The following is a 25382-nucleotide window of genomic DNA, read 5'->3' on the forward strand; positions in this document are numbered from 1 at the left end:
TCAGGGAGAGCGGCATTTTTTTGAGTCATGAGTCAGAACGACATCCGCGCTTCAACGAAAAGATTCTGCTCTCGAAGTTTGCCCTTCAGTTGTTCGTCCCGCGCATTGATGCGGTTGGCGAAGGTGTTATAGCCGGTTTCAACCTGACCCATATCAACATAGCGGTAGCCGGTGCCGACGGTAATTTGCCGGGTCAGTTTGAGGTCTGCACCGACACCCAGGGCGTAGGCGAAATTGTTTTGGGCATTGTTGGCAAATCGACGTGAAGGGTTGGACTGATAGCCTTCCGAATTGATATGGGCCACGCCTGCGCCGGCCATGGCGTACAGCGATAGGCTTTGGGTCAAGGGGAAGTCCTTATAGGCATTGAACATCAGGCGCTTGGATGAGACCTGCATGTTGTTAACGTTGGCGTTGAATGGCGCCCAGTAACTCTTGAACTCCGAGTCCTGCTTGATGGTGTACTCGCTTTCCAGGCGCCAGCCCCCTATAAACTCGTAGCCGAGCGCAACGGAGCCTCCCACATCTTTGTTGCGTTCCGGACTGACGATACGGTTGTTCACCCTGGGACTTGTGAGCAGGGCGCCGGCAAGGTCTTGCTGGACACTCTGGATTTTTATCGAGCCATACAGACCTTCCGCGTGGGAAACGTGACTGTAGGCGGCCAGCAGAAGTAAAGACAAGACTGGTTTTTTCATGTGAGTCGATTCGCTTGTGGGGGTAATCCGAATCGACAAAGTTTGAGTTCGCACGTCAGGCGCTCATATCAGAGCTTTCATCAGTAGGTCGGTGAAAACTCGTCTGTATGTGAGAGTTTTGGCGTTAGCCATCGTAGGAAATAGCTGTGCAATTTCTCTAGTTCAAAAAAATGCCGCTCATTGGGAGCGGCATTTTTGTTCAGCAATAAATCTTAATTCGAAGCGACGGCATTCTTCGCCAGGATCGCGTTCGCCAGTTCCATGTCCGTGGCCTGCAGGCCTGGGTTGTCGGCACGGACTTTCTGCATCGCGGCCTCCAGGTATGGACCGCGGATGCCGCCGTCACTGGCGACGAAGCTGCCGGCATCGTCCTGGGCGGCAACGATCAGCTTGTTATCCTTGAAGGTCAGGTAGGTCGAACCGGTGGTCGCACCGGATGAGATGACGTTACGCCAAAAGCTATCAGCCATCGCCGAACCGACAGGAAGGGACAACAAGGCGATGGTAGCGACAGCAAGTTTGAGACGCATATTGGGTGACTCCACTGGGTTAACTGCGGCGTTGGATTACAAATCCCCCAATCGAGTTCCGTAACGGCCGCGCCTACTTTTGCTCGCTTTGCGGTGTTACCCGCAGCACCTCCTCAATCGTCGTCAAACCCGCCGCCACTTTTTGCGCGCCTGACAATCTCAAACTGCGCATGCCTTCCTTGAAGGCCTGCCGCCGTACCGCCAGCAAATCGGTGTCGGGGTTGATCAGCGCTTTGACGCCGTCCGTCAGTTGCATGATTTCGTAGACCCCGGCCCGGCCGCGGTAACCGGTATCGCGGCATTCAAGGCAACCGATGGCGCGATGTGCGTTGTTCGGCAACGGTGCCTGCCAGGGCCGGGTCAGGGTTTGCCAGTCTTCTTCACCCAGGGTCAGCGGCGCCTTGCAATGCGGGCACAAGGTGCGGACCAGGCGCTGGGCCATGACGCCAAGCACCGTGGCTTTGATCAGGTAATGCGGCACGCCCAGTTCCAGCAAGCGGCTGATTGCGCTCGGCGCGTCGTTGGTGTGCAGCGTCGACAGCACCAAGTGACCCGTGAGCGCAGCCTGGATCGCCATTTCAGCGGTTTCCAGATCACGGATCTCACCGATCATGATGATGTCCGGATCCTGTCGCATCAGGGCGCGCACACCGGCGGCGAAGGTCAGGTCGATGTTGTGTTGGACCTGCATCTGGTTGAACGCCGGCTCGACCATTTCGATCGGGTCCTCGATGGTGCAGAGGTTGACCTCCGGCGTCGCCAGTTTCTTCAGGGTGGTGTACAGCGTGGTGGTCTTGCCGGAACCGGTCGGGCCGGTGACCAGGATGATGCCGTTGGGCTGGCTCGTCATGTCCTGCCAGCGGCGCAAGTCATCGGCGGAGAAGCCCAGCTGATCAAAGTTCTTGAGCAGTACTTCCGGGTCGAAGATCCGCATGACCATTTTTTCGCCGAATGCGGTAGGCAATGTCGACAGGCGCAACTCGACTTCGCCGCCGTCCGGGGTCTTGGTTTTCACCCGGCCGTCCTGGGGTTTGCGTTTTTCCGCGACGTTCATCCGCCCGAGGCTTTTCAGGCGGCTGACGATCGCCATGGTCACATGCGGCGGGAATTGATAGACATTGTGCAGCACGCCGTCGATGCGAAAGCGCACCGTGCCTTGTTCGCGCCGGGGTTCGATGTGGATGTCACTGGCGCGTTGCTGGAACGCGTACTGGAACAACCAGTCGACGATATTGACGATGTGCGCATCGTTGGCGTCCGGTTCCTGGTCGCTGGCGCCGAGGTTGAGCAACTGCTCGAAATTGCCCAGGGTGTTCATTTGCTGATCGGCGTTGGTCGCGCCGGTGACCGATTTGGCCAGGCGGAAAAACTCCACGCTGAAGCGCTGGATGTCGACCGGGTTGGCGACGACACGTTTGATCGGCAGTTTCAGCACATGGGTCAGGTCGGCTTCCCAACCGGTGACGTAGGGCTGGGCGCTGGCCACGGTCACTGCGTCGCGGTCGATAGACACCGCAAGAATCTTGTGGCGCTGGGCGAAGGCGTAGGACATCAGCGGGGTAATCGCCGCCACGTTGATTTTCAGCGGATCGATACGCAGATAAGGCTGGCCGGCCTGCTGCGACAGCCAAAGCGTCAGGCTTTCCAGGTCGAGGTGTTTACCGGGGCGGCTGAGGTCGTCCAGAAGTTGGCTGGCGATGAATTCCAGCGGGTGCGTCTGGCCATTGGCTGCGTGACGGCGTCGAGCATTGAGCGCGTGTTCGGCCGAATCCTGACTGATAAAACCTTGGGCGACCAGTTCACGCAGCAAATCATTGAGATCCAGCCAGCGGTCCTGAATGGCAAGTTGAACGGACATGCGGGCTCCTCATGAACAACAGTTCGCAAAGGATAGTCGCGGACCGGCAGACCGTTGGGCCACTACGTGACGAAGCCATGTCGAGTTTTTTCAGCCCGCCGCTTGAGCCGGTTCATTCCACGCGCAATCAACCGCTTGCAGATCAACCGAACAGACGCTGATCAGGTTACGTAATTTTTCCGCGATCACTTGGGCGCGGTGCCAGCTCAGGCCGTCTATCACGATGTCGATCGACAACAGATCGTCCATCCGCTGCACGTTGACCTGTTGTGGCGTCAGAAACTGCAAAGCGAACAGGTTGAGCGCCCGACACAGCAAGTCCGGTTCGGCCTCGGCCAGCAATTGATAGTGAACGCGGCAGTGGGCGTTGCTGACGTTCCAGACATCGGCGCGGGTGTGCGGGGTATTCACGGCTTCTAGATGCTGCATGGTCGATCTCCAAAATCACTGGAGGAATTTTTACATTCGGTGCCGGGCATTTCTTATCTATGATTGGGCTTATTGGCGATTGTTTGAATTGCTTGATTCGGTAAGTTATCAATCAAAGGTTTTTTTATGCATAGCGAGCTGGATGGCTACGACCGCAAGATTCTCGCGTTGCTGCAAGAGGACGCTTCGCTTTCCAGTGCGCAGATTGCGGAACAGGTGGGGTTGTCGCAGTCGCCGTGCTGGCGGCGGATTCAGCGGATGAAGGAGGAGGGGATCATTCGCGGGCAGGTGACCTTGCTTGACCGGAAGAAAATCGGGCTTAACACGCAGATCTTCGCTGAAATCAAACTCAACGCTCACGGGCGTTCGAACTTCACCGAATTCACCGAGGCGATTCGCGGTTTTCCCGAAGTGCTGGAGTGTTATGTGCTGATGGGGTCGGTGGATTTCTTGCTGCGGATTGTGACGGCGGACATCGAGGCTTATGAGCGCTTTTTCTTTGAGAAGCTGTCGATGGTGCCGGGGATCCAGGAGGTGAACTCGATCGTGGCGTTGTCGGAGATCAAATCCACGACGAGTTTGCCGGTCTGAGGTTTTGCGGTGAAGTTGCGGGCCTCTTCGCGAGCAAGCCCGCTCCCACATTTGACCGCCTTGTCTGAATGGACGCGGTCAAATGTGGGAGCGGGCTTGCTCGCGAAGGCGGTATCACATGCGCAGCAGCATTTTCCAGGCACGATTCTGATACACCGCAATCGCCTGCTGCTTGCGCGCATCCAGCGATTCATCGGTGATCGGCTCGTTCGCCAATTGAGCAAGCTGTTTCAGCTCACCGTACAAGCGATCCATTTCCGGGATGTCCAGCACGCTGCGGGCGTGGTGCAGCCAAGCCTGGATGCGCTCGATGCGCGGCAGTTGCTCGGCCAGGTCTTCCGGCTGTTGCTGGTAACGCTGCAGTTGCAGGGAGGTCGCTTCTTCACCCAGCAGACGCGGCAACCAGCTGCCCAATTGCGCAGCGCCCTGGCGATTGCCACGAACGTTGCGATCGGCGGTCCAGGTGCGGGCCAGCAACCAGCGCGAAGTGTTCAGCGAGAACAAGCCCCAGCGCGGATCTTGCAGTTCTTCGAGGAACTGCTCCGGCGCAGCTTTGCGCACGTCTTCGTCGTCGATACCGGCCTGTACCAGCGGGCGCCAGTCTTCCAGCAAGGCATCCAGCGCGACGCGCAGATCGTGTGTCGACTGACGCGGTGCGGCTTGGCCCAGGCTGCTCAGCAACGCGCGCAATTCAGCCAGGTTTTCAACCCAGTCCAGCAACAGGCGCCAGTGGCCATTGAAGCGATACTGCTCGGCCAGGCGTTGGCTGCTGCTCAGCAAGTGCCAGCTCAGCGCGGCGAAAGCGTCGTCCAGCGGCATTTCGGCGGTGATCTGCGGCGCCGGCAGGCTCAACGAATAGCTGTTGGCGTCGTACAAACGATAACCGCGCTCGGCTTTGCTGATGTCACACGGCATCAGGGCCAGGGTCGCGGCCAGTTCGGCGGCCAGTTCCAGCAGAGCGGCCGGCTCGCCTTCGCGCAGTTCCAGTTCCAGCTCGCAGATTTCTTCTTTCTGCTTGCCCACGATCACGTGACCCAGATCCAGTGCGGCTTCGATCACCACTTTGGTCTTGCCACGGCCCCAGGCGATTTCCGCGCGTTCGCGGACGAAATCGGTGGTGAAAATCGGCTTCAGGGTTTTCTTGTCCAGCTCGGCCAGCTCTTCAGGCCAGCATTCGCCGTCGAGTTTCTTCACGTCGAGCTTGGCTTTGGGCAGGTTCCAGTCGTATTCGTTACGCTCGGACAAACCGGCGACGCTCTGGCCGCGGGTCTTGAGGGTCTGAATCACTTCTTCGCCATCGCGGCGCAGGCGCAGGGCAACCTTGGCGCGGGCCAGGTCGCGCTCAGGCGTGTCGAAGTACTGATTCATTAACTCACGGCGTTCCCAGCCACTTTTGTTGCGTTTTTTCAGGAGCGGGTGCTCGCGCAGGGCCGCGAGGGTTTCTCGGCTGACGCGGAGTTTGATTTCGGTTTCTTTCTGCATGGCCGGAAAATCCAGGATCGGGAGCGCAGCCGGGGGAAATGTGTGGCTGCCAAGGTCGTGCAGTGTACAGGAGTGAACGTACCTACGCGCCGCGACGGTTTATTCCTGTCGCCGGATGGTTCTATGATGGAGTTCAACTCGGGAGTTGGAGTCAGCGATGCCTTTGCCGTCCATGAAAGATCAGTTCGCTGCGCTGATCGCCGCACCGTCCGTCAGCTGTACGCAGGCCAGCCTCGATCAAACCAACCGTCCGGTGATCGATTTGCTGGCGACGTGGCTCGGCGATCTGGGTTTTACCTGCGACATTCAGCAGGTCAGCCCCGGCAAATTCAATCTGCTGGCCAGTTTCGGTTCCGGCCCCGGTGGCCTGGTGCTGGCCGGTCACAGTGACACGGTGCCGTTCGATGGCGCGCTGTGGCAGACCGATCCGCTGAAACTGACCGAAGTCGACGGTCGCTGGGTGGGGCTGGGCAGTTGCGACATGAAGGGCTTTTTCGCGCTGGCCATCGAAGCCGTCATACCGCTGCTCGATCAGCCGTTCAAGCAACCGCTGTTGATCCTCGCCACTTGCGATGAAGAAAGCTCGATGTCCGGCGCTCGCGCCCTGGCCGAAGCCGGGCGTCCGCTCGGTCGTGCGGCGGTGATCGGCGAGCCGACCGGGCTCAAGCCGATCCGCATGCACAAAGGCATCATGATGGAGCGCATCGACATCCTCGGTCAGAGCGGCCACTCCTCGGATCCGCGCCTGGGCCACAGCGCCCTCGAAGCCATGCACGATGCCATCGGTGAACTGCGTGGTTTGCGGTTGGCGTGGCAGCGTGAGTTCCGTAATCCACAGTTCAGCGTACCGACGCCGACCCTGAATTTCGGCTGCATCCATGGCGGCGATAACCCCAACCGTATTTGCGGCCAGTGTTCGCTGGAGTTTGATCTGCGCCCGTTGCCGGGCATGGACCCCAATGCCCTGCGCGCGGAGATTCTGAAGAAGCTCAAGCCCATTGCCGAGTGGCATCAGGTGAAGATCGATTACGCGCCGCTGTTCCCCGAAGTGCCGCCGTTCGAGCAGGCCGAGGATGCAGAATTGGTCCGGGTTGCGGAAAAGCTCACCGGCCATCGTGCCGAAGCAGTGGCGTTCGGCACCGAAGCGCCTTATCTTCAGCGTCTTGGCTGCGAAACACTGGTGCTTGGCCCTGGCGACATCGCCTGTGCGCACCAACCGGGGGAATACCTCGAAATGTCACGTTTGCAGCCTACGGTGCATCTATTACGTCAACTGATTGAACATTACTGCCTGACACCGGCCAAAACGCCAATGCCAGTCGGTTGAGCGAGATCCCTGTGGGAGTGAGCCTGCTCGCGATAGCGGTGTGTCAGACACTTCAGTATCGACTGACATTCCGCTATCGCGAGCAGGCTCACTCCCACAGGGGCTGTGTCACGGCTGGCAAGCCTTGTAAATTGCCGGTGTCCCAACCCGTATTCATGAGGAGAGCGCGCGTGTCGCCAAGCCTGTTCCGACGATAACCATCAGCCCGCTGTGCGTTTTCTGTTTCGCCCATTTTTTGGCTGCTATTTATTACAGGCCCAGGTTCATGCCCGAATACGTTAATTGGCTTCGTCACGCTTCGCCCTACATCAACGCCCACCGCGATTGCACCTTCGTCGTCATGCTGCCCGGCGACGGCGTGGAGCACCCGAACTTCGGCAATATCGTCCACGACCTGGTGCTGTTGCACAGCCTGGGCGTGCGACTGGTGCTGGTTCACGGTTCCCGTCCGCAAATTGAAACCCGCCTGGCTGCACGCGGCCTGACCCCGCATTACCACCACGGCATGCGCATCACCGATGCCGCAACGCTGGAGTGCGTGATCGATGCGGTCGGCCAGCTGCGTATCGCCATCGAAGCGCGGCTGTCGATGGACATGGCTTCATCGCCGATGCAGGGCTCGCGTCTGCGGGTGGCCAGCGGCAACCTGGTGACGGCGCGGCCGATTGGCGTGCTGGAAGGTGTCGACTATCACCACACCGGCGAAGTGCGTCGGGTCGACCGCAAGGGCATCAATCGCCTGCTGGATGAGCGTTCCATCGTGCTGTTGTCGCCGCTGGGCTACTCGCCTACCGGTGAGATTTTCAACCTCGCCTGCGAAGACGTCGCCACCCGTGCGGCCATCGATCTGGGGGCGGACAAGCTGCTGTTGTTCGGTGCTGACCTGGGGCTGATCGATGAAAACGGTCGTCTGGTTCGTGAGTTGCGTCCGCAACAAGTGCCGGCGCATCTGCAGCGCCTGGGCAGCAACTATCAGGCTGAGCTGCTGGATGCGGCCGCTGAGGCCTGCCGCGGCGGTGTCGCCCGCAGCCATATCGTCAGTTATGTCGAAAACGGCGCATTGCTTACCGAACTGTTCACCCGCGATGGCGGCGGTACGCTGGTGGCCCAGGAGCAATTCGAGGTGGTGCGCGAAGCGGCCATCGAAGACGTCGGTGGTTTGCTGGACTTGATTAGCCCGCTGGAAGAGCAGGGCATTCTGGTGCGGCGTTCCCGCGAGGTGCTGGAGCGTGAGATCGAGCAGTTCAGTGTGGTCGAACGCGAAGGCATGATCATCGCGTGTGCGGCGCTGTATCAGATTGCTGATTCGGATGCGGGGGAGTTGGCGTGTCTGGCGGTGAACCCGGAGTATCGCCATGGCGGTCGTGGTGATGAGCTGCTGGAGCGCATCGAAACCCGCGCCCGGGCGCAGGGGCTGAAAACCTTGTTCGTATTGACGACCCGCACCGCTCACTGGTTTCGTGAGCGTGGGTTTGTGCCGAGCAGCGTTGAACGTCTGCCATCAGCGCGGGCGTCGCTGTACAACTACCAGCGTAATTCGAAGATCTTCGAAAAAGCCCTCTGACCGCACGCTTGATCGTTCCCACGCTCTGCGTGGGAATGCCTCAACGGACGCTCCGCGTTCGGCTCTAGATGGGACGCGGAGCGTCCCGGGCTGCATTCCCACGCAGAGCGTGGGAACGATCATCAATCCTGCACAAACTTCGCACTGACATACGGCGAATAATCCGGCAGCACCGTCTCGACCTTTCCTTGTTCCTTCAAGAACTTCGCCGTCTCGCCAATCGCCTTGGCCGTGCCGCCTTCCAGCAGCGCGGTGGTCTGTTGGGCTTTAGCATCCGGGAACGTGGAACCGGCCAGCAACTCCGGCACATCGACGGCATTGGCACCGGTCAGTTTGGCGATTTTTTGCACCGGTACCGAGTCAGCAGTCCAGCTGTCCTTATGCGCGGCATAGTCGGCGAACGAGTCCAGCGTGACCTTGGCGAATTTGGCCACCACCTCTGGGTGCTTCTCGGCGTAATCTTTGCGCGCGACCCAGACCTCGAAGGTCGGTGCACCCCATTGGCCGACCTGTGCCGCGTCGGTCAAGGTCTTGCCAGTCTTGCGAATTTCCCCCAGGGCGGGTGACCAGACAAACGCCCCATCGATGTCACCACGCTTCCAGGCCGCCGCGATTTCCGCCGGTTGCAAATTAACCACTTTGACTTTCGAGGCATCCAGGCCCCAGTGCTTCAACGCACCCAGCAAACTGTAGTGGGAGGTTGATACGAAGGGGGTGGCGATGGTCTTGCCGATCAGATCTTGCGGTTTATCGATGCCGCTGCCGTTGCGCACCACGAGTGCTTCAGCAGCGTTGATCTGGGCGGAAACAATGAACGCAACGATTGGCAGATTGCGCGAAGCCGCGGCTGCCAGCGGACTTGAGCCGAGGTTGCCAATCTGCACGTCGCCAGAAGCAATGGCAGTAACCACTTCCGGGCCGCTATTAAAACGACGCCAATCAATTTTCTGGCCTATGGTTTTCTCGTACAGTCCGTCTGCCTGGGGGACTTTGCTGGGGTCGATGCCGGTTTGATAACCGATTGTGAGGTTTGCCGCTTGAGCGCTGAAGGATATTATTAGCGATACACAAACTGTAACAATTGAGCCGGATAGTGCGCGTTTGGTGGTCATGGCGCTGCCTTATCGATAGGGATTGATCGTGAATTGCATCAAAGCTAATCGATCTAAAAAAAGGCTAACAAATACCATTTAGGAATTAGCTTATGAGCCGGTGCCCGTGTCCTGGCTCAAGAGTTAGTGCGGAGCTTAATTCCTAAACGGTATGAAAAAGAATTGGGTGATTCTTTTTGGGTTTATGAAGCGTTCATTGCCCGGCAAGGAGCGAATTTACTGGGGATTAGACTATGGTCGTAGACACACAAAGTTACGATTGACTTGTGAGTCACGGTCTGGCGCTAATCGTGCATCTTAGGATCCGAGGCAATTAACCCCGGACCAGGAATACAAGAATTAGAAACGATAGGAGCGAAACAATGAACAAGTCCACCTTGGCTCTGGCCGTGGCCGTAGGGGTTTTGGCGCAGCAGGCAGGCGCCGCGGGTTTCCTGGAAGACAGCAAGGCTTCCGTCAGCTCTCGCACCATGTATTTCAATAACGATAACCGTGACGGCGGAGCGGATCAGAAAGAGACCGCTGAAGGCCTGAAATTTGACTATCTGTCCGGCTTTACCCAAGGCACTGTCGGCTTCGGTATCGACGCCCAGGCCCTCGTAGGTATCCATCTGGACGGCGGCAGAGGCCACCACCCAGCCAACAACAACACGTTCTTCCCAAGCGACAGCGATGGTTCGGCTGTGGACGAATGGAGCCGTGCAGCAGCTAACGTCAAGGCACGCTTCTCGAAGACCGAGGCCCATCTGGGTGGCGCTCTGCAGCCTAACTTGCCAATTTTGGTAGCGAACGACAGCCGCCTGCTGCCACAGACCTTTGACGGTGGCACCCTCACCTCGAAGGAAATCGACAACGTGACCTTCAACGCGGGTCAGTTGGAGCACTCGGCAGGGCGTGCGTCTTCAAACTCCACCGGCCTGGCCGTGGCTGGCGGTACTCATGACAGCAACCAGTTCCGCTATGGCGGTGCTGACTGGAAGGTCACCAAGGACCTTACCTTGCAGTACTACCACTCGAACTTGAAGGATTACTACAAACAGGACTTCTTTGGCTTGATTCACGTTTTCCCGATCAACGCCAACCAGTCCTTCAAGACAGACCTGCGCTATTTTGACAGCAGCTCCGACGGTAAGAACGGCGATTCGGGTTATTTCTTCAGTAACAACGGTGGTTATGCCAAGAACAAAAACGAGGTCGATAACAAGACCTGGAGCGCCATGTTCACCTACACCCTGGGTGGCAATGCCTTCTTGCTGGGCCATCAGCGCGTCAACGATGACGGCGGCTTCGTCTACCTGAACCAGGGCAGCGTGGTTGATGGCAATGGCCATGCGGAAGGCAATGGTGGCGCAAGCTTCTACCTGTTCACCGATTCCATGATCAATGGTTTCGTCCGTGCCGGTGAAAACACCACCTTCGGTCAGTACTCCTATGACTTCGCCGCGTTGGGTGTACCGGGCCTGAAAACCTCGATCGCCTACCTGCACGGCGATAACATCAAAGCAACGAACGGCAGTGGCCCTGATGCGTCCGAGTGGGAACGCGACATGCGGATCGACTACACCATCCAGCAGGGCTCCCTCAAAGGTTTCGGCGTGACGTTGCGTAATGGCGTCTACCGTGGCAGTGAAGTCAGCAACAACCCTGATGTTGACCAGACCCGTCTGATCTTCAACTACACCTACAGCTTCCTGTAATAGCCGTCAGAAAAAAGCCTCGCCCGCCGGCGAGGTTTTTTTTGTGTTTTTTTTAATATTCTAAATAGAGCTTAAGTAGTAATTTTTTATTCTTTTTAGCTTTTATGCCGAACGCCTAAAGTGGGTGGCTTATGAGCCGATACCTTGTGTCCCGACTCAGAGTAATAGCACGAAGCTATATTCCTGAATGGCATGAAAAGTAATGAAATAATTCTTTTTGTGTTTATCATGCGGGCCAAAATCACAGAGGTCAGGCCATCGCCGTAGTCACACGGGCTGGCACTCACCGAGCATTTCAGGATCCAGGGCATTCGACTCAGGACCTTAAAAATTAGAAACGATAGGAGCGAAACAAATGAACAAGTCCACCTTGGCCCTGGCTGTGGCCGTAGGGGTTTTGGCGCAGCAGGCAGGCGCCGCCGGTTTCATCGAAGACAGCAAAGCCACTCTGGGGCTGCGTAACTTCTACATCAACACCGATAACCGTGATTCCGACGCGGGTACCGCCAGGGTCAAGGCCAACGGCGTTCAAAGCAAGAACGAAGAATGGGGTCAAGGCTTCGACCTGCGCTTCATCTCCGGCTACACCCAAGGCACCGTCGGCTTCGGTATCGATGCTATCGGCCTGCTGGGTGTGCGTCTGGATTCGGGCGGCGGCACTAACGGCGCCACTTCGACTTCTTACGGCGGCACTGTTTTCCCAAGCAAGTCTAACGGTGAAGCGGTTGATAACTTCTCCAGCCTGGGTCTGACGGCCAAGGCCAAGATCTCCCAGACTGAGCTGAAGTTGGGCACCCTGCAGCCAAAACTGCCGGTTATCGTGACCAACGATGGCCGTCTGCTGCCGCAAACCTTTCAAGGTGGTCAGATCACCTCGAACGAAATCAAAGACCTGACACTGGTCGGTGGTCAGATCGAGCACGCCAAGGGTCGTAACTCCAGCAACAACGAAGAGTTGTCGATTGCTGGTGCGAACTCTCCCACCGCTTCCGGCCGTGACAGCAACAAGTTCATCTACGGTGGTGGCGACTACAAGATCACCAAAGACCTGACAGCCCAGTACTACTACGGCAACCTGGAAGATTTCTACAAGCAGCACTTCCTGGGTCTGGTTCACAACTGGTCGATCGGTCCGGGCGTACTGAAGTCTGACTTCCGTTACTTCAACAGCCGTGACGATGGCGCCAACGGCCATGAATCCGCCTACTTCACCACGGGTGACTACGGTACGGGCATCACCAAAGGCAAAGTCGACAACAACCTGTATAGCGGCCTGTTCCTGTACTCCGTTGCCGGTCACACCTTCGGTGGCGGTTACCAGGTCAGCAACGGTAACAGCGATTTCCCTTGGTTGAATCAGGGTGACGGCTCGTCGGCTTACCTCACTACCGACTCGCAGATTGCCAAGTTCGCTCGCGCCGGCGAACGTACCTGGCAAGCTCGCTACTCGTATGACTTCGCCAAGCTTGGCCTGCCAGGCGCAACTGCCGGCATCGTTTACCTGCGTGGCGATAACATCGACACCACCGGTAAAGTGGGTGCTGCTCAGACTAGCGTTAACGCAACCGGCCGCTCTGAGTGGGAACGCGACCTGACCCTGGCGTACGTAGTCCAGGAAGGCCCACTGAAAAACCTGGGCCTCACGTGGAAAAACGCCATGTGGCGCAACGACATCCCAGGCCAACGCGACCAGGACGAAAACCGTCTGATCGTCAGCTACTCGATCCCGCTGTTGTAATAGCACTCGCGTAACTGAAGTAAAAAAAAGCCCCGCCCGGCATCTCGCCGGGCGGGGCTTTTGCGTTTTCAAGTCAGGCTCACCCCCGTAAACCCTCCTCGAAATTTCCCTCTTTGTGCAGCAACTCAAGGCCTTCTCGAACCTTGTGGGCGATAGTCGTCCTGACTGCTGCCGAGGTCCAGTGAACACATTTTTAATATTCACTTACGATCTAAACAAATCGATATTTATTCTTTTTAATGAATAAAAAATGCAGGCACAGTTGGCCTCAACAAGCACTCACCAGGAGCAGCACCATGAGCCTCAGACTGGGCGACATTGCCCCCGACTTTGAACAGGATTCCAGCGCCGGCACCCTCCGTTTCCACGAATGGCTGGGCGATAGCTGGGGCGTGCTGTTTTCCCACCCGGCGGACTTCACCCCGGTGTGCACCACGGAGTTGGGCTTCACTGCCAGGCTCAAGGACGAATTTGCCCAACGTGGTGTGAAAGCCATTGCCCTGTCCGTGGACCCGGTGGACTCGCACCACAAGTGGATCGAAGACATCAACGAAACCCAGAACACCCTCGTCAACTTCCCGATCCTTGCCGACGCCGACCGCAAGGTCTCGGACCTCTACGACCTGATCCACCCGAACGCCAACGACACCCTGACCGTGCGTTCGCTGTTCGTGATCGACCCGAACAAAAAGGTTCGGCTGACCATCACCTACCCGGCGAGCACCGGCCGTAACTTCCATGAAATTCTGCGGGTGATCGACTCGCTGCAACTCACCGACAACTACAAAGTGGCCACCCCGGCCAACTGGCAGGACGGTGATGAAGTGGTAATCGTGCCGTCGCTCAAGGACGAAGACGAAATCAACAAACGCTTTCCCAAGGGCTATCGCGCGGTGAAGCCGTACCTGCGTCTGACGCCACAGCCCAACAGATAAACCATCAATTGCGGTGTGGCCGAATCCGACTTCGCGAGCAAGCCCGCTCCCACATTGGAATGCGGTCAACTGTGGGAGCGGGCTTGCTCGCGAAGACGGCCGGTCAGGCACCGCAGAATTCAGAGTGAACCTATCCACAAAGCAGGGGATTTCAGGCCGTTTTCACGGCCTTTTTTTGCCCGGAAAAAGCCATTTCATATAGAACTAAAATGAATAACTAAATGAATAAATATGATTTATGGATATAACAATCACCTGTTAAGGTCACTTCCATCAACGCGAGATCGCAAACCGCGAATCGCCAACACCGTTCAAGGAATCCTCTGAATGCTGGTCGTCTCACTCGGTGGCAGTCCCAGCCAACGCTCCCGTTCCGGCGTACTGCTGGAGCGCTCCCAACGCTGGTTGCAGAGGCAAGGTGTGGAAGTGGTGAGTTACCAGGTACGGGACTTCCCGGCTGAAGACTTGCTGCATGCGCGCTTCGACAGCCCGAAGGTGATCGACCTGCTGCAACAGATTGAAAACGCCGATGGCCTGCTGATCGCCACGCCGGTCTACAAAGCATCGTTCTCCGGCGCATTGAAAACCGTGCTGGACCTGCTGCCCGAACGCGCCCTGGCCCACAAAGTGGTTTTGCCAATGGCCACCGGCGGCAGCATCGCCCACATGCTGGCGGTGGATTACGCGCTAAAACCGGTGCTGTCGGCGTTGAAAGCCCAGGAAATGCTCCACGGGATTTTCGCCGTAGACAGCCAGATCGCTTACGGCGAAGGCAGCGTCCAGGCGCAGTTGGCGCCGGAGCTGGAAGAAAGACTGAATGAATCGCTGGAGCTGTTTTTCAGCGCCATGGCCCGACGGCCCAAGCCGATCGATCCGAACCTGTTGAATGAACGTTTGTTGAGTGCTCGCTGGAGCATTTAAGCCTTACCCCAATTTGAAGTACTCACCTTACTCAGCCGCTAACGGCCAAGCAGGTGCAGCCAAAACCCAACTGCAAAAAGGAGAGCGCCATGCGCACTGTCATTTTGCGTCGTGGGCTGGTCGCTCTGTTTGCTGCGGCTGTGTCTTTCGGCGTTATTTTTCAAGCACAAGCCGAGACGTTACGAATCGGCTATCAAAAATACGGCACTTTGGTGCTGCTCAAAGCCAAAGGCACTTTGGAAAAGCGCCTCGCCGCCCAAGGCGTGGACGTGCAATGGACTGAATTCCCCGGCGGCCCGCAACTGCTTGAAGGCCTGAACGTCGGCTCCATCGACTTCGGCGTGACGGGTGAAACTCCACCGGTGTTCGCTCAAGCAGCCGGCGCCGATCTGCTCTATGTCGCCTACGAACCGCCAGCGCCTCACAGCGAAGCGATCCTGGTGCCGAAAGACTCGCCGATCAAATCGGTGCAGGACCTCAAGGGCAAGAAAGTCGTCCTGAACAAAGGCTCCAACGTTCACTACCTGCTGGTCCGCGCACTGGAAGATGCCGGCCTCAAGTACACCGACATTCAGACCGTATTCCTGCCGCCGGCCGACGCCCGCGCTGCGTTCGAGCGTGGCAGCGTCGATGCCTGGGTGATCTGGGACCCGTACCAGGCCGCCGCCGAACAACAGTTGCAGGCACGCACCCTGCGTGATGGCCAAGGCATCGTCGACAACCATCAGTTCTACCTCGCGACCAAGCCCTATGCGCAGAAAAATCCTGAGGTGATCAAGACCCTGGTGGAAGAAGTGCGCGCGGTCGGTGAGTGGTCAAAGGCCAATCCCATCGAGGTGACCCAACAAGTCTCGCCACTGCTCGGATTGCCGGCGGACATCACCCTGACCTCGGTGAAACGCCAGGGTTACGGCGCGCTGTTCCTCACGCCTGAAGTGGTCGCCGCGCAACAGAAAATCGCCGACAGCTTCTACCAGCTCAAGCTGATTCCAAAGCCGCTGAGCATCAAAGACGTGATCTGGACGCCACCGGCGGCCGTTGCCAACGCTCAGTAATTCGAATCCCTAAGGAGACCACTCCATGAGCCTCAATATTTTCTGGTTCCTGCCTACCCACGGCGACGGCCATTACCTTGGCACCGCCGAAGGCGCTCGCGCCGTCGACCACGGTTATCTGCAACAAGTCGCGCAAGCGGCGGATCGTCTGGGCTTCGGCGGGGTGCTGATTCCTACGGGGCGCTCTTGCGAAGATTCGTGGCTGGTGGCCGCGTCGCTGATCCCGGTAACCCAGCGTTTGAAATTCCTCGTCGCGCTACGCCCCGGGATCATTTCCCCGACGGTGGCCGCGCGTCAGGCTGCGACGCTGGATCGCCTGTCCGGCGGCCGTGCGTTGTTCAATCTGGTAACCGGTGGTGATCCGGAAGAATTGGCCGGTGACGGTTTGTTTCTGACTCACGAAGAGCGCTATCAAGCCTCGGTGGAATTCACCCGTATCTGGCGCCGCGTGCTGGAAGGCGAAACCGTCGATTACGACGGTCAGCACATCAGCGTGAAGGGCGCCAAATTGCTCTATCCGCCGATCCAGCAACCGCGTCCGCCGCTGTACTTCGGCGGTTCTTCGGAAGCGGCGCAAGACCTCGCGGCAGAGCAGGTCGAAATGGTTTTGACCTGGGGCGAGCCGCCGGCTGCGGTTGCCGAGAAGATCGAACAAGTACGCGCCAAAGCCGCGAAGCTCGGGCGCACCGTGCGCTTCGGCATTCGTTTGCATGTGATCGTTCGTGAAACCAATGCCGAAGCCTGGCAAGCGGCGGATCGGCTGATCTCTCATCTGGACGACGACACCATCGCTCGTGCCCAGACTTCTCTGGCGCGCTTCGACTCGGTCGGTCAGCAACGCATGGCCGCGCTGCATGGCGGCAGCCGTGACAACCTGGAAGTCAGCCCCAACCTGTGGGCCGGTGTCGGCCTGGTGCGTGGCGGTGCTGGTACAGCATTGGTGGGTGACGGTCCGACCGTGGCCGCTCGCGTGAAGGAATACGCGGATCTGGGCATCGACACGTTCATCTTCTCCGGTTATCCACACCTGGAAGAGTCGTACCGCGTCGCCGAATTGCTGTTCCCGCACCTCGATATCGAGCGTCCGGAATTGCCGAAAAGCGCCGGTTACGTCAGCCCGTTTGGTGAGATGGTCGCCAATGACATCCTCCCCAAAGCCGCGTCGCAGAGCTGAGGCGCGCCATGAAGAAAATCATCCATAGCCTCGCGCCTTGGGCGTTGCCGTTGTTGCTGCTGGCGGTGTGGCAGTTGTCGGTGTCGGCGGGCTGGTTGTCGACGCGGATTCTGCCGGCGCCAATCGCGGTCATCGAAGCCGGCGTCAGCCTGGTGCGCAGCGGTGAAATCTGGACGCACCTGGCGATCAGCGGCTGGCGCGCAGCGCTGGGCTTTGCCATCGGCGGCAGCATCGGTCTGACCCTGGGCTTCATCACTGGCTTGTCGAAATGGGGGGAGCGCCTGCTCGACAGTTCGATGCAGATGATCCGCAACGTGCCGCACCTGGCGCTGATTCCTCTGGTGATCCTGTGGTTCGGCATCGATGAGTCGGCGAAGATTTTCCTGGTAGCGTTGGGCACGTTGTTCCCGATCTACCTCAACACGTATCACGGCATCCGCAACGTTGATCCGGCGCTGGTGGAAATGTCCCGCAGTTATGGCTTGTCCGGTTTCAGCCTGTTCCGTCAGGTGATTCTGCCGGGGGCGCTGCCTTCGATTCTGGTCGGCGTGCGGTTCGCACTGGGCTTCATGTGGCTGACGTTGATCGTCGCGGAAACCATTTCCGCCAGCTCCGGCATCGGCTACCTGGCGATGAATGCCCGGGAGTTCTTGCAGACCGACGTGGTGGTACTGGCGATTCTTTTGTATGCCGTGCTCGGCAAACTCGCCGACCTCGCGGCCCGTGGACTTGAACGCGTGTGGTTGCGCTGGCACCCGGCCTATCAGGTTGTTAAAGGAGGTGCGGCATGACGGCTCAACAACCTCCACACCTGCTGCGCGGGATTCCGCTGGCAGTGCGCAAACTGCAGAAGACGTTTGGTTCGCGCCAGGTTTTGCGCGAGATCGATCTGCACATCCCAGCCGGTCAGTTTGTCGCCGTGGTCGGTCGTAGCGGTTGCGGCAAAAGCACCTTGCTGCGCTTGCTCGCCGGTCTCGACCAACCCACGGGCGGTGAATTGCTCGCAGGTTCCGCGCCGCTGAGTAAGGCGCGGGAAGACACTCGATTGATGTTCCAGGAAGCGCGTTTGCTGCCGTGGAAAAAGGTCATCGACAACGTCGGCCTCGGGCTCAAGGGCAACTGGCGTCCGCAAGCGCTGGACGCGTTGGAGTCGGTGGGCCTGGCGGATCGCGCCAATGAATGGCCGGCCGCCTTGTCCGGCGGACAAAAGCAACGGGTGGCCCTGGCTCGCGCGCTGATCCACCAACCGCGTTTGCTGTTGCTGGACGAACCGCTGGGCGCGCTGGACGCACTGACCCGAATTGAAATGCAGCAACTGATCGAGCGGCTCTGGCAGAAGCACGGTTTCACCGTGTTGCTGGTCACCCACGATGTCAGTGAAGCGGTGGCGATTGCCGATCGGGTGATCCTGATTGAAGAGGGCGAAGTCGGCCTCGACCTGCACGTTGAGCTGCCGCGCCCTCGGGTTCGTGGCTCCCATCGGCTGGCGGCGCTGGAAACCGAAGTCCTCAATCGCGTACTGGCGTTGCCCGGCGAACCGCCGGCACCGGAACCTGTTTCACCATTGCCCACGCAATTGCGCTGGGCTCAATAACTCAAGCCTTATCCAACGACAGGAATCAACCTCATGACGATCAAAGCCATCAACGTTCGCAACCAGTTCAAAGGCTCCATCAAGGAAATCGTACTCGGCGACGTGCTGTCCGAAATCGACGTACAGACCGCTTCCGGCATCGTCACCTCGGTGATCACCACTCGCTCGGTGAAAGAGCTGGAACTGGTGGTCGGCAGCGAAGTGATCGCGTTTGTGAAATCCACCGAGGTGTCGATCGCCAAGTTGTAAGCGCGTGCGCAAACAACAACCCCGAACGGTTTAAGCCCTTCGGGGTTTTTTATGCGTGTGAGTCAGTGATATCGGCGGTGCGGCCTTCGCGAGCAAGCCCGCTCCCACATTTGATCTCCAGTGTTCACGGGACCAGTGTGGGAGCGGGCTTGCTCGCGAAGAGGCCTGCACGGTCAATAAAGAATCAGGCTGAAAGAGTGCGCTTCGGTAGATACGGCGGCAAATATAGCCCTAGGTAGGCGTCGAACACCCGCATCCCTTCCTCAGCCATGCGCGGCGTGATCTGTCCGTGTTGTTGCACCGAGCGCGCATAGACGCGGTCGCCGAGCTCCATGGCCAACGCAAACACATCAACGTCGGTCGGCAGTCTCGGCAGCTCGAAGTGATGATCGAAGAGTTTGTGCATCAAGTCGCCGAGTTCGATGTCGTGCTGACGGTCAGCCTGAGTGACTTCGGTCAGCCCGTGCTGGGCAAGGATCAGTTGGCGGGCGGCGGCGTCTTCGTCATAGATGTCGAGCATGCGCTGTTCCACCAGTCGCGACAGATCGCGCCAGCCGTTGAGGGCTTCGTGGTCGATGGGCGCTTGCAGGCAGGCACGGAACGCCGCATGGACGTCGGCCGTCAGGGCTTCGAGCAGCGCCGGGACGCTGGCAAAGAAGTGGTAGACGGAGGAGGGCGGGATCTCCGCGCGTTCGGCGACGCTGTAGATCGACAGGCTGGCCACGCCCTCGGCAGCCAGCAGCGTGCGGGCCGCATCGAGTATCGAGTCGATCCGGGCCTGGCTGCGAGCGCGGGGTTTGCGAAGGGTGGCGGTGCGCGTCATTGAAGTCTCCTGCGGGGCAGCGGGCATTGTACGCAGAGCGGGCAGATGTTCCATATCCCCTGTGGTGAGGGGATTTATCCCCGTTGGGTCGCGAAGCGGCCCCAAAGCCTGCTGCTGCGGTGTGTCAGGCGTATCGCGTACAGAGGTTTTGCGACTGCTTCGCAGCCGAACGGGGCGGTGCGACGTTCGCTAAATCCCCTCGCCACAAAGTCAGTGTTGGGCCATAAAAAAACGCCGCAGGCTGTGAAGCCGGCGGCGTTGTTTTTACTGCAACCACTTACACGGTATGCAGGTACCAGTTGTACTCGAGGTCGGAGATGGAGTGTTCGAACTCCTCCAGCTCGCTCTCTTTGCACGCGACGAAGATATCGATGTATTTCGGGTCGATGTACTTGGCCATGACTTCGCTGTCGTCCAGCTCGCGCAATGCATCGCGCAGGTTGTTCGGCAGGCTTTGCTCGTTCTGCTCGTAGGAGTTGCCTTCCACGGGTGCGCCCGGCTCGATCTTGTTGGTCAGGCCGTGGTGCACGCCTGCCAGGACCGAAGCCATCAGCAGGTACGGGTTGGCATCGGCGCCGGCAACGCGGTGTTCCAGACGGACCGCGTCGGCGGAACCGGTCGGCACACGCACCGCAACAGTACGGTTGTCCAGACCCCAGCACGGTGCGTTCGGCACGTAGAACTGTGCGCCGAAACGACGGTAGGAGTTGACGTTCGGGCAGAGGAAAGCCATCTGCGCCGGTAGGGTCTCGAGCACACCGCCGATCGCGTGACGCAGTGCGGCGTTCTGCTCGGGATCCTCACTGGCAAAAATGTTTTTGCCGTCTTTATCAAGAATCGAGATGTGGACATGCAGACCGTTGCCCGCCTGGCCCGGGTAAGGCTTGGCCATGAACGTGGTGTCCATTTCATGGTCGTAGGCGATGTTTTTGATCAGGCGTTTTAGCAGGACCGCGTAGTCGCAGGCCTTGATCGGGTCGGCAACGTGGTGCAGGTTCACTTCGAACTGCGCCGGGGCACTTTCCTTGACGATCGCGTCGGCAGGGATGCCTTGCTCTTTCGCACCTTCCAGAATGTCCTGGAGGCAGTCGACGTATTCGTCGAGGTCGTCGATCAGGTAAACCTGGGTCGAATGCGGGCGCTTGCCGGAGATTGGCGAGCGAGGCGGTTGTGGGCGACCGTTCACGTTCTCCTGGTCGATCAGGTAGAACTCCAGTTCGAACGCGGCGCAGATGGTCAGACCCATCTCGTCGAACTTGGCAACAACTTGACGCAAAACTTCACGGGGATCCGCGAAGAAAGGTTCACCTTCAAGTTCGTGCATGGTCATTAACAGTTGCGCGGTAGGGCGCTTCTGCCAAGGCTCGTTGCACAGGGTGTCAGGGATTGGATAGCAGATTCGGTCAGCATCGCCGATGTCCAGGCCCAGGCCGGTGCTTTCCACCGTCGAGCCATTGATATCCAGAGCAAATAGAGAGGCCGGCAGGTTGATGCCTTTCTCGTAAACCTTGTGGAGGCTGGTGCGTTCAATGCGCTTGCCGCGCACCACACCATTCATATCCGCAATCAGAAGGTCAACGTACAGAACCTCAGGATGTTCCTTAAGGAACGCGTTCGCTTCGTTAAGCTGAACGGCACGCGGGGGTACCGACATGATGCAACACCTTTGTTGTTAAAAATATCAATCATTGATCTCTTCGGATTCCAGTCAACCCGAACGGCATGCCGAAGTCAAGCGAGGCCTTTTTTGCCCTAAAAAAGCACCCATTGGGCTTTTTTGAGGCACTTTGGGGCGTTTTTATGCCTTTGAGCGCTTTAGCGCCTGCGGGCTGGAGCGGGCCGTGTTGTATTTTTTACGGGGGTGTTGTGTAAAAAAATGAACAAGGCTAAGCTCGATTCAAACCCATAACACCAATAATACCGGGGTGCTTCATGGCTCGCCTGCCGTTAATCGGCGTCACCGCCTGCTCTAAGCAGATCGGTCTGCATGCTTATCACATCAGTGGCGACAAGTACGTCCGCGCTGTGGCCTCAGCGGCCAAGGGGCTGCCGGTGATTCTTCCGTCCCTGGCCGATTTGCTGGCACCGTCCGATATTCTGGACGGTCTGGATGGCATCCTCTTTACAGGCTCTCCTTCCAATATAGAACCGTTTCACTATAGCGGCCCAGCCAGCGCGCCGGGCACTGCTCATGATTCTGCACGTGATGCCACCACCCTCCCGTTGATCCGCGCCGCCGTCGAGGCCGGTATTCCCGTGCTCGGTATTTGCCGCGGCTTCCAGGAAATGAATGTGGCGTTCGGCGGCAGCCTGCATCAAAAAGTCCACGAAGCCGGTCCATTCATGGATCACCGTGAAGACGATAGCCTACCGCTTGAAGGGCAGTATGCGCCAAGTCACCCTGTGCACATTCAACCGGGTGGTGTGCTCGCAGGTCTGGGCCTGGCGAGCGAGATACAGGTCAATTCGATTCATGGTCAGGGCGTTGAACGTCTGGCGCCGGGCCTTTGCGTCGAAGCCTTGGCGCCTGACGGGTTGATTGAGGCGGTCTCGGTCCCGCAGGGCAAGGGTTTTGCTTTGGGAGTGCAATGGCATCCCGAATGGCAGGTAAGCTCTAACCCGGATTACCTTGCGATCTTCCAGGCATTTGGCGATGCCTGTCGTAAGCACGCATTACAACGCGACGCCGATGCGTCAAACAACGCCTGACTTATTAGAGTCAGGAAACTCAGCCTAAGAGGCATTTATGAGTAACAACCTCGACCAGCTCACCGATTGGTTGAAAGACCACAAGATCACAGAAGTCGAATGCATGATCGCCGATTTGACCGGGATCACCCGGGGCAAGATTTCGCCGACCAACAAGTTCATTGCCGAAAAAGGCATGCGCCTGCCCGAGAGCGTTCTGTTGCAGACCGTGACCGGCGACTATGTCGAAGACGACATCTATTACGAACTGCTCGACCCGGCCGACATCGACATGATCTGCCGCCCCGACCAGAACGCGGTATTCCTTGTGCCCTGGGCCATCGAGCCTACCGCTCAGGTGATCCACGACACCTACGACAAGCAAGGCAACCCGATCGAGCTGTCGCCGCGCAACGTGCTCAAAAAGGTGCTGAAACTCTATTCCGACAAGGGCTGGCAGCCGATCGTGGCGCCAGAAATGGAGTTTTACCTGACCAAGCGCTGCGAAGACCCGGACTTCCCGCTGCAACCGCCGATTGGCCGTTCCGGTCGCCCGGAAACCGGTCGCCAGTCCTTCTCGATTGAAGCGGCGAACGAATTCGATCCACTGTTCGAAGACGTCTACGACTGGTGCGAATTGCAGGAACTGGACCTCGACACGCTGATCCACGAGGACGGCACGGCGCAGATGGAAATCAACTTCCGTCACGGCGATGCCCTGTCCCTGGCCGACCAGATCCTGGTGTTCAAGCGCACCATGCGCGAAGCCGCGCTCAAGCACGACGTGGCAGCCACCTTCATGGCCAAGCCCATGACCGGCGAGCCGGGCAGCGCGATGCACTTGCACCAGAGCATCATCGACATCGAGACCGGCAAGAACGTCTTCTCCAATGAAGACGGGACCATGAGCCAGCTGTTCCTGAACCACATCGGTGGTTTGCAGAAACTGATCCCTGAGCTGTTGCCGCTGTTCGCGCCGAACGTCAACTCGTTCCGCCGCTTCTTGCCGGACACCTCGGCACCGGTGAACGTGGAGTGGGGCGAAGAGAACCGTACCGTGGGCCTGCGGGTTCCGGATGCCGGGCCGCAAAACCGTCGGGTGGAAAACCGCCTGCCGGGCGCCGACGCCAACCCGTACCTGGCGATTGCCGCGAGCCTGCTCTGCGGTTACATCGGCATGGTCGAAGGCTTGAACCCGAGTGCGCCGGTGGTGGGCCGTGGCTATGAACGCCGCAACCTGCGCCTGCCGCTGACCATCGAAGACGCGCTGGAACGCATGGAACACAGCGCGACTATCGAGAAATACCTGGGCAAGAAATTCATCACTGGCTACGTCGCGGTCAAGCGGGCCGAGCATGAAAACTTCAAGCGCGTGATCAGTTCGTGGGAGCGGGAATTCCTGCTCTTCGCCGTCTGATGCGCCGGGCGCCGCTGATGTTGGCGGCGCTCTCACTGAAATCTTAGGAGAATTCGCATGACCAGCAACAACCCGCAAACCCGTGAATGGCAAACCCTGAGCAACGATCACCACCTGGCCCCGTTCAGCGATTTCAAGCAGCTGAAAGAGAAAGGCCCGCGGATCATCACCAACGCCAAGGGCGTTTACCTCTGGGACAGCGAAGGCAACAAGATCCTCGACGGCATGGCCGGTCTGTGGTGCGTAGCCATCGGCTACGGTCGCGATGAACTGGCCGATGCCGCCAGCAAACAAATGCGCGAACTGCCTTACTACAACCTGTTCTTCCAGACGGCTCACCCGCCGGTGCTGGAACTGGCCAAGGCCATCTCCGACATCGCGCCACAAGGCATGAACCACGTGTTCTTCACCGGTTCCGGTTCTGAAGGCAACGACACCATGCTGCGTATGGTTCGCCACTACTGGGCGATCAAGGGCCAGCCGAAGAAGAAAGTCATCATCAGCCGCAAAAACGGCTATCACGGTTCCACCGTGGCCGGCGCGAGCCTGGGTGGCATGACGTACATGCACGAACAAGGCGACTTGCCGATCCCTGGCATCGTCCACATCGCGCAGCCGTACTGGTTCGCTGAAGGCGGCGAGATGACACCGGAAGAGTTCGGTATCTGGGCGGCCAATCAGCTGGAAGAGAAGATTCTGGAAGTCGGCGTGGACAACGTCGGTGCCTTTATTGCCGAGCCGATCCAGGGTGCCGGCGGCGTGATCATTCCGCCTGCCACCTACTGGCCGCGCATCAAGGAAATCCTCGCCAAGTACGACATCCTGTTCGTGGCTGACGAAGTGATCTGTGGTTTCGGCCGTACCGGTGAGTGGTTCGGTAGCGATTTCTACGACCTCAAACCCGACATGATGACCATCGCCAAAGGCCTGACGTCCGGCTATATCCCTATGGGTGGCCTGATCGTGCGCGATGAAGTGGTGGCGGTGCTCAACGAAGGTGGTGATTTCAACCACGGTTTCACCTATTCCGGACACCCGGTGGCTGCTGCGGTGGCACTGGAAAACATCCGCATCCTGCGCGAAGAAAAAATTATCGAGCGCGTTCATGCAGAAACGGCACCCTATTTGCAAAAGCGTCTACGGGAACTGAGCGATCACCCGTTGGTGGGGGAAGTGCGTGGGGTAGGTCTGCTGGGGGCGATCGAGCTGGTGAAGGACAAAGCCACTCGCAAGCGTTACGAAGGCAAGGGCGCCGGCATGATTTGCCGCACGTTCTGCTTCGAAAACGGCCTGATCATGCGCGCCGTCGGCGACACCATGATCATCGCTCCGCCACTGGTGATTACACCGGCTGAAATCGATGAGTTGGTGACCAAGGCACGCAAGTGTCTGGACCTGACCCTGAGTGCGTTGCAGGGCTAAGTGCTAGGCTCTGAGCGGACATATGAAACTTTCGCTCAGAGCAGTCTTGAAGGGCGGGCTTTCCTTGAAAGACCGCCT

At 58.5% G+C, this 25382-nt stretch carries 23 protein-coding genes; 15 read left to right on the top strand and 8 right to left on the bottom strand.

The window, feature by feature from the left end:
- Positions 1–32: 32 nt before the first annotated feature.
- The 4 genes from KW848_RS09440 to KW848_RS09455 all read right to left on the bottom strand — a co-directional run bounded on the left by KW848_RS09440 (position 33) and on the right by KW848_RS09455 (position 3515).
- Positions 33–698, bottom strand: coding sequence for an outer membrane protein (locus KW848_RS09440; protein ID WP_218536643.1), 666 nt, complete (start codon positions 696–698; stop codon positions 33–35).
- A gap of 212 nt (positions 699–910) precedes the next feature.
- Complete coding sequence (locus KW848_RS09445; RefSeq protein WP_111448368.1) at positions 911–1228, bottom strand: DUF2388 domain-containing protein; 318 nt, start codon at positions 1226–1228, stop codon at positions 911–913.
- Positions 1229–1301: 73 nt separating this feature from the next.
- On the bottom strand, positions 1302–3086 hold the full coding sequence (locus KW848_RS09450; protein ID WP_218536644.1) for a GspE/PulE family protein: 1785 nt from the start codon (positions 3084–3086) through the stop codon (positions 1302–1304).
- A 90-nt stretch (positions 3087–3176) separates the two neighbouring features.
- Positions 3177–3515 (bottom strand): hypothetical protein, encoded by a 339-nt coding sequence (locus tag KW848_RS09455; protein WP_218536645.1) that lies wholly within the window; start codon positions 3513–3515, stop codon positions 3177–3179.
- A 126-nt stretch (positions 3516–3641) separates the two neighbouring features.
- Here KW848_RS09455 and KW848_RS09460 point away from each other — a divergent pair, with 126 nt between their 5' ends.
- Complete coding sequence (locus KW848_RS09460; protein WP_046045137.1) at positions 3642–4106, top strand: Lrp/AsnC family transcriptional regulator; 465 nt, start codon at positions 3642–3644, stop codon at positions 4104–4106.
- A 114-nt stretch (positions 4107–4220) separates the two neighbouring features.
- Here the strand turns inward: KW848_RS09460 and KW848_RS09465 are convergent, their stop codons facing one another.
- Positions 4221–5588: an inorganic triphosphatase gene (locus KW848_RS09465; protein ID WP_111448372.1), complete on the bottom strand. Its 1368-nt coding sequence runs from the start codon at positions 5586–5588 to the stop codon at positions 4221–4223.
- Positions 5589–5745: 157 nt separating this feature from the next.
- Here KW848_RS09465 and argE point away from each other — a divergent pair, with 157 nt between their 5' ends.
- Together argE and argA are read left to right on the top strand one after the other, a co-directional pair.
- Positions 5746–6915: an acetylornithine deacetylase gene (gene argE, locus KW848_RS09470; protein ID WP_192409019.1), complete on the top strand. Its 1170-nt coding sequence runs from the start codon at positions 5746–5748 to the stop codon at positions 6913–6915.
- A 265-nt stretch (positions 6916–7180) separates the two neighbouring features.
- Positions 7181–8479 carry an amino-acid N-acetyltransferase gene (argA, locus tag KW848_RS09475; protein WP_218536646.1) on the top strand — a complete coding sequence of 433 codons (1299 nt, stop codon included), beginning with the start codon at positions 7181–7183 and terminating at the stop codon, positions 8477–8479.
- 122 nt (positions 8480–8601) lie between these two features.
- On the opposite strand, the gene tauA is transcribed toward argA, so the two are convergent.
- Positions 8602–9591 (bottom strand): taurine ABC transporter substrate-binding protein, encoded by a 990-nt coding sequence (gene tauA / locus KW848_RS09480; RefSeq protein ID WP_218536647.1) that lies wholly within the window; start codon positions 9589–9591, stop codon positions 8602–8604.
- A gap of 362 nt (positions 9592–9953) precedes the next feature.
- Here tauA and KW848_RS09485 point away from each other — a divergent pair, with 362 nt between their 5' ends.
- The 9 genes from KW848_RS09485 (at position 9954) to KW848_RS09525 (ending at position 18954) form a co-directional block, all read left to right on the top strand.
- Positions 9954–11288, top strand: a complete 1335-nt coding sequence (locus KW848_RS09485; protein WP_218536648.1) for an OprD family porin — start codon at positions 9954–9956, stop codon at positions 11286–11288.
- A gap of 355 nt (positions 11289–11643) precedes the next feature.
- Positions 11644–13026, top strand: a complete 1383-nt coding sequence (locus tag KW848_RS09490; RefSeq protein WP_192409027.1) for an OprD family porin — start codon at positions 11644–11646, stop codon at positions 13024–13026.
- Positions 13027–13322: 296 nt separating this feature from the next.
- On the top strand, positions 13323–13961 hold the full coding sequence (locus tag KW848_RS09495; RefSeq protein ID WP_218536649.1) for a peroxiredoxin: 639 nt from the start codon (positions 13323–13325) through the stop codon (positions 13959–13961).
- Between the two features lie 327 nt (positions 13962–14288).
- Positions 14289–14882 (top strand): NADPH-dependent FMN reductase, encoded by a 594-nt coding sequence (gene ssuE, locus KW848_RS09500; protein ID WP_218536650.1) that lies wholly within the window; start codon positions 14289–14291, stop codon positions 14880–14882.
- Between the two features lie 89 nt (positions 14883–14971).
- Positions 14972–15937 carry a sulfonate ABC transporter substrate-binding protein gene (locus KW848_RS09505; protein ID WP_218536651.1) on the top strand — a complete coding sequence of 322 codons (966 nt, stop codon included), beginning with the start codon at positions 14972–14974 and terminating at the stop codon, positions 15935–15937.
- A gap of 25 nt (positions 15938–15962) precedes the next feature.
- Positions 15963–17111 carry an FMNH2-dependent alkanesulfonate monooxygenase gene (gene ssuD, locus KW848_RS09510; protein ID WP_192409033.1) on the top strand — a complete coding sequence of 383 codons (1149 nt, stop codon included), beginning with the start codon at positions 15963–15965 and terminating at the stop codon, positions 17109–17111.
- 8 nt (positions 17112–17119) lie between these two features.
- The gene (ssuC, locus tag KW848_RS09515) at positions 17120–17902 is read left to right on the top strand and encodes an aliphatic sulfonate ABC transporter permease SsuC (protein WP_192409035.1); all 783 of its coding nucleotides are present in this window, start codon (positions 17120–17122) and stop codon (positions 17900–17902) included.
- The gene (gene ssuB / locus KW848_RS09520) at positions 17899–18705 is read left to right on the top strand and encodes an aliphatic sulfonates ABC transporter ATP-binding protein (RefSeq protein WP_218536652.1); all 807 of its coding nucleotides are present in this window, start codon (positions 17899–17901) and stop codon (positions 18703–18705) included. The genes ssuC and ssuB overlap by 4 nt, the downstream gene beginning before the upstream one ends.
- Positions 18706–18738: 33 nt before the next feature.
- On the top strand, positions 18739–18954 hold the full coding sequence (locus KW848_RS09525; protein WP_003229256.1) for a molybdopterin-binding protein: 216 nt from the start codon (positions 18739–18741) through the stop codon (positions 18952–18954).
- A 184-nt stretch (positions 18955–19138) separates the two neighbouring features.
- Here the strand turns inward: KW848_RS09525 and KW848_RS09530 are convergent, their stop codons facing one another.
- Positions 19139–19777: a TetR/AcrR family transcriptional regulator gene (locus KW848_RS09530; RefSeq protein WP_218536653.1), complete on the bottom strand. Its 639-nt coding sequence runs from the start codon at positions 19775–19777 to the stop codon at positions 19139–19141.
- A 277-nt stretch (positions 19778–20054) separates the two neighbouring features.
- Positions 20055–21431, bottom strand: a complete 1377-nt coding sequence (locus KW848_RS09535; RefSeq protein WP_008150449.1) for a glutamine synthetase family protein — start codon at positions 21429–21431, stop codon at positions 20055–20057.
- Positions 21432–21709: 278 nt separating this feature from the next.
- On the opposite strand from KW848_RS09535, the gene KW848_RS09540 reads away from it, so the two are divergent.
- The 3 genes from KW848_RS09540 to KW848_RS09550 are packed head-to-tail and all read left to right on the top strand — an operon-like array spanning position 21710 to position 25304.
- The gene (locus KW848_RS09540) at positions 21710–22486 is read left to right on the top strand and encodes a gamma-glutamyl-gamma-aminobutyrate hydrolase family protein (protein ID WP_192409040.1); all 777 of its coding nucleotides are present in this window, start codon (positions 21710–21712) and stop codon (positions 22484–22486) included.
- A 37-nt stretch (positions 22487–22523) separates the two neighbouring features.
- On the top strand, positions 22524–23882 hold the full coding sequence (locus KW848_RS09545; protein WP_056738830.1) for a glutamine synthetase family protein: 1359 nt from the start codon (positions 22524–22526) through the stop codon (positions 23880–23882).
- Positions 23883–23939: 57 nt separating this feature from the next.
- Positions 23940–25304, top strand: a complete 1365-nt coding sequence (locus tag KW848_RS09550) for an aspartate aminotransferase family protein (RefSeq protein WP_192409042.1) — start codon at positions 23940–23942, stop codon at positions 25302–25304.
- Positions 25305–25382: the final 78 nt, after the last annotated feature.

It is taken from the genome of Pseudomonas sp. PDM25, from assembly GCF_019219045.1.
Taxonomy (GTDB): Bacteria; Pseudomonadota; Gammaproteobacteria; order Pseudomonadales; family Pseudomonadaceae; genus Aquipseudomonas.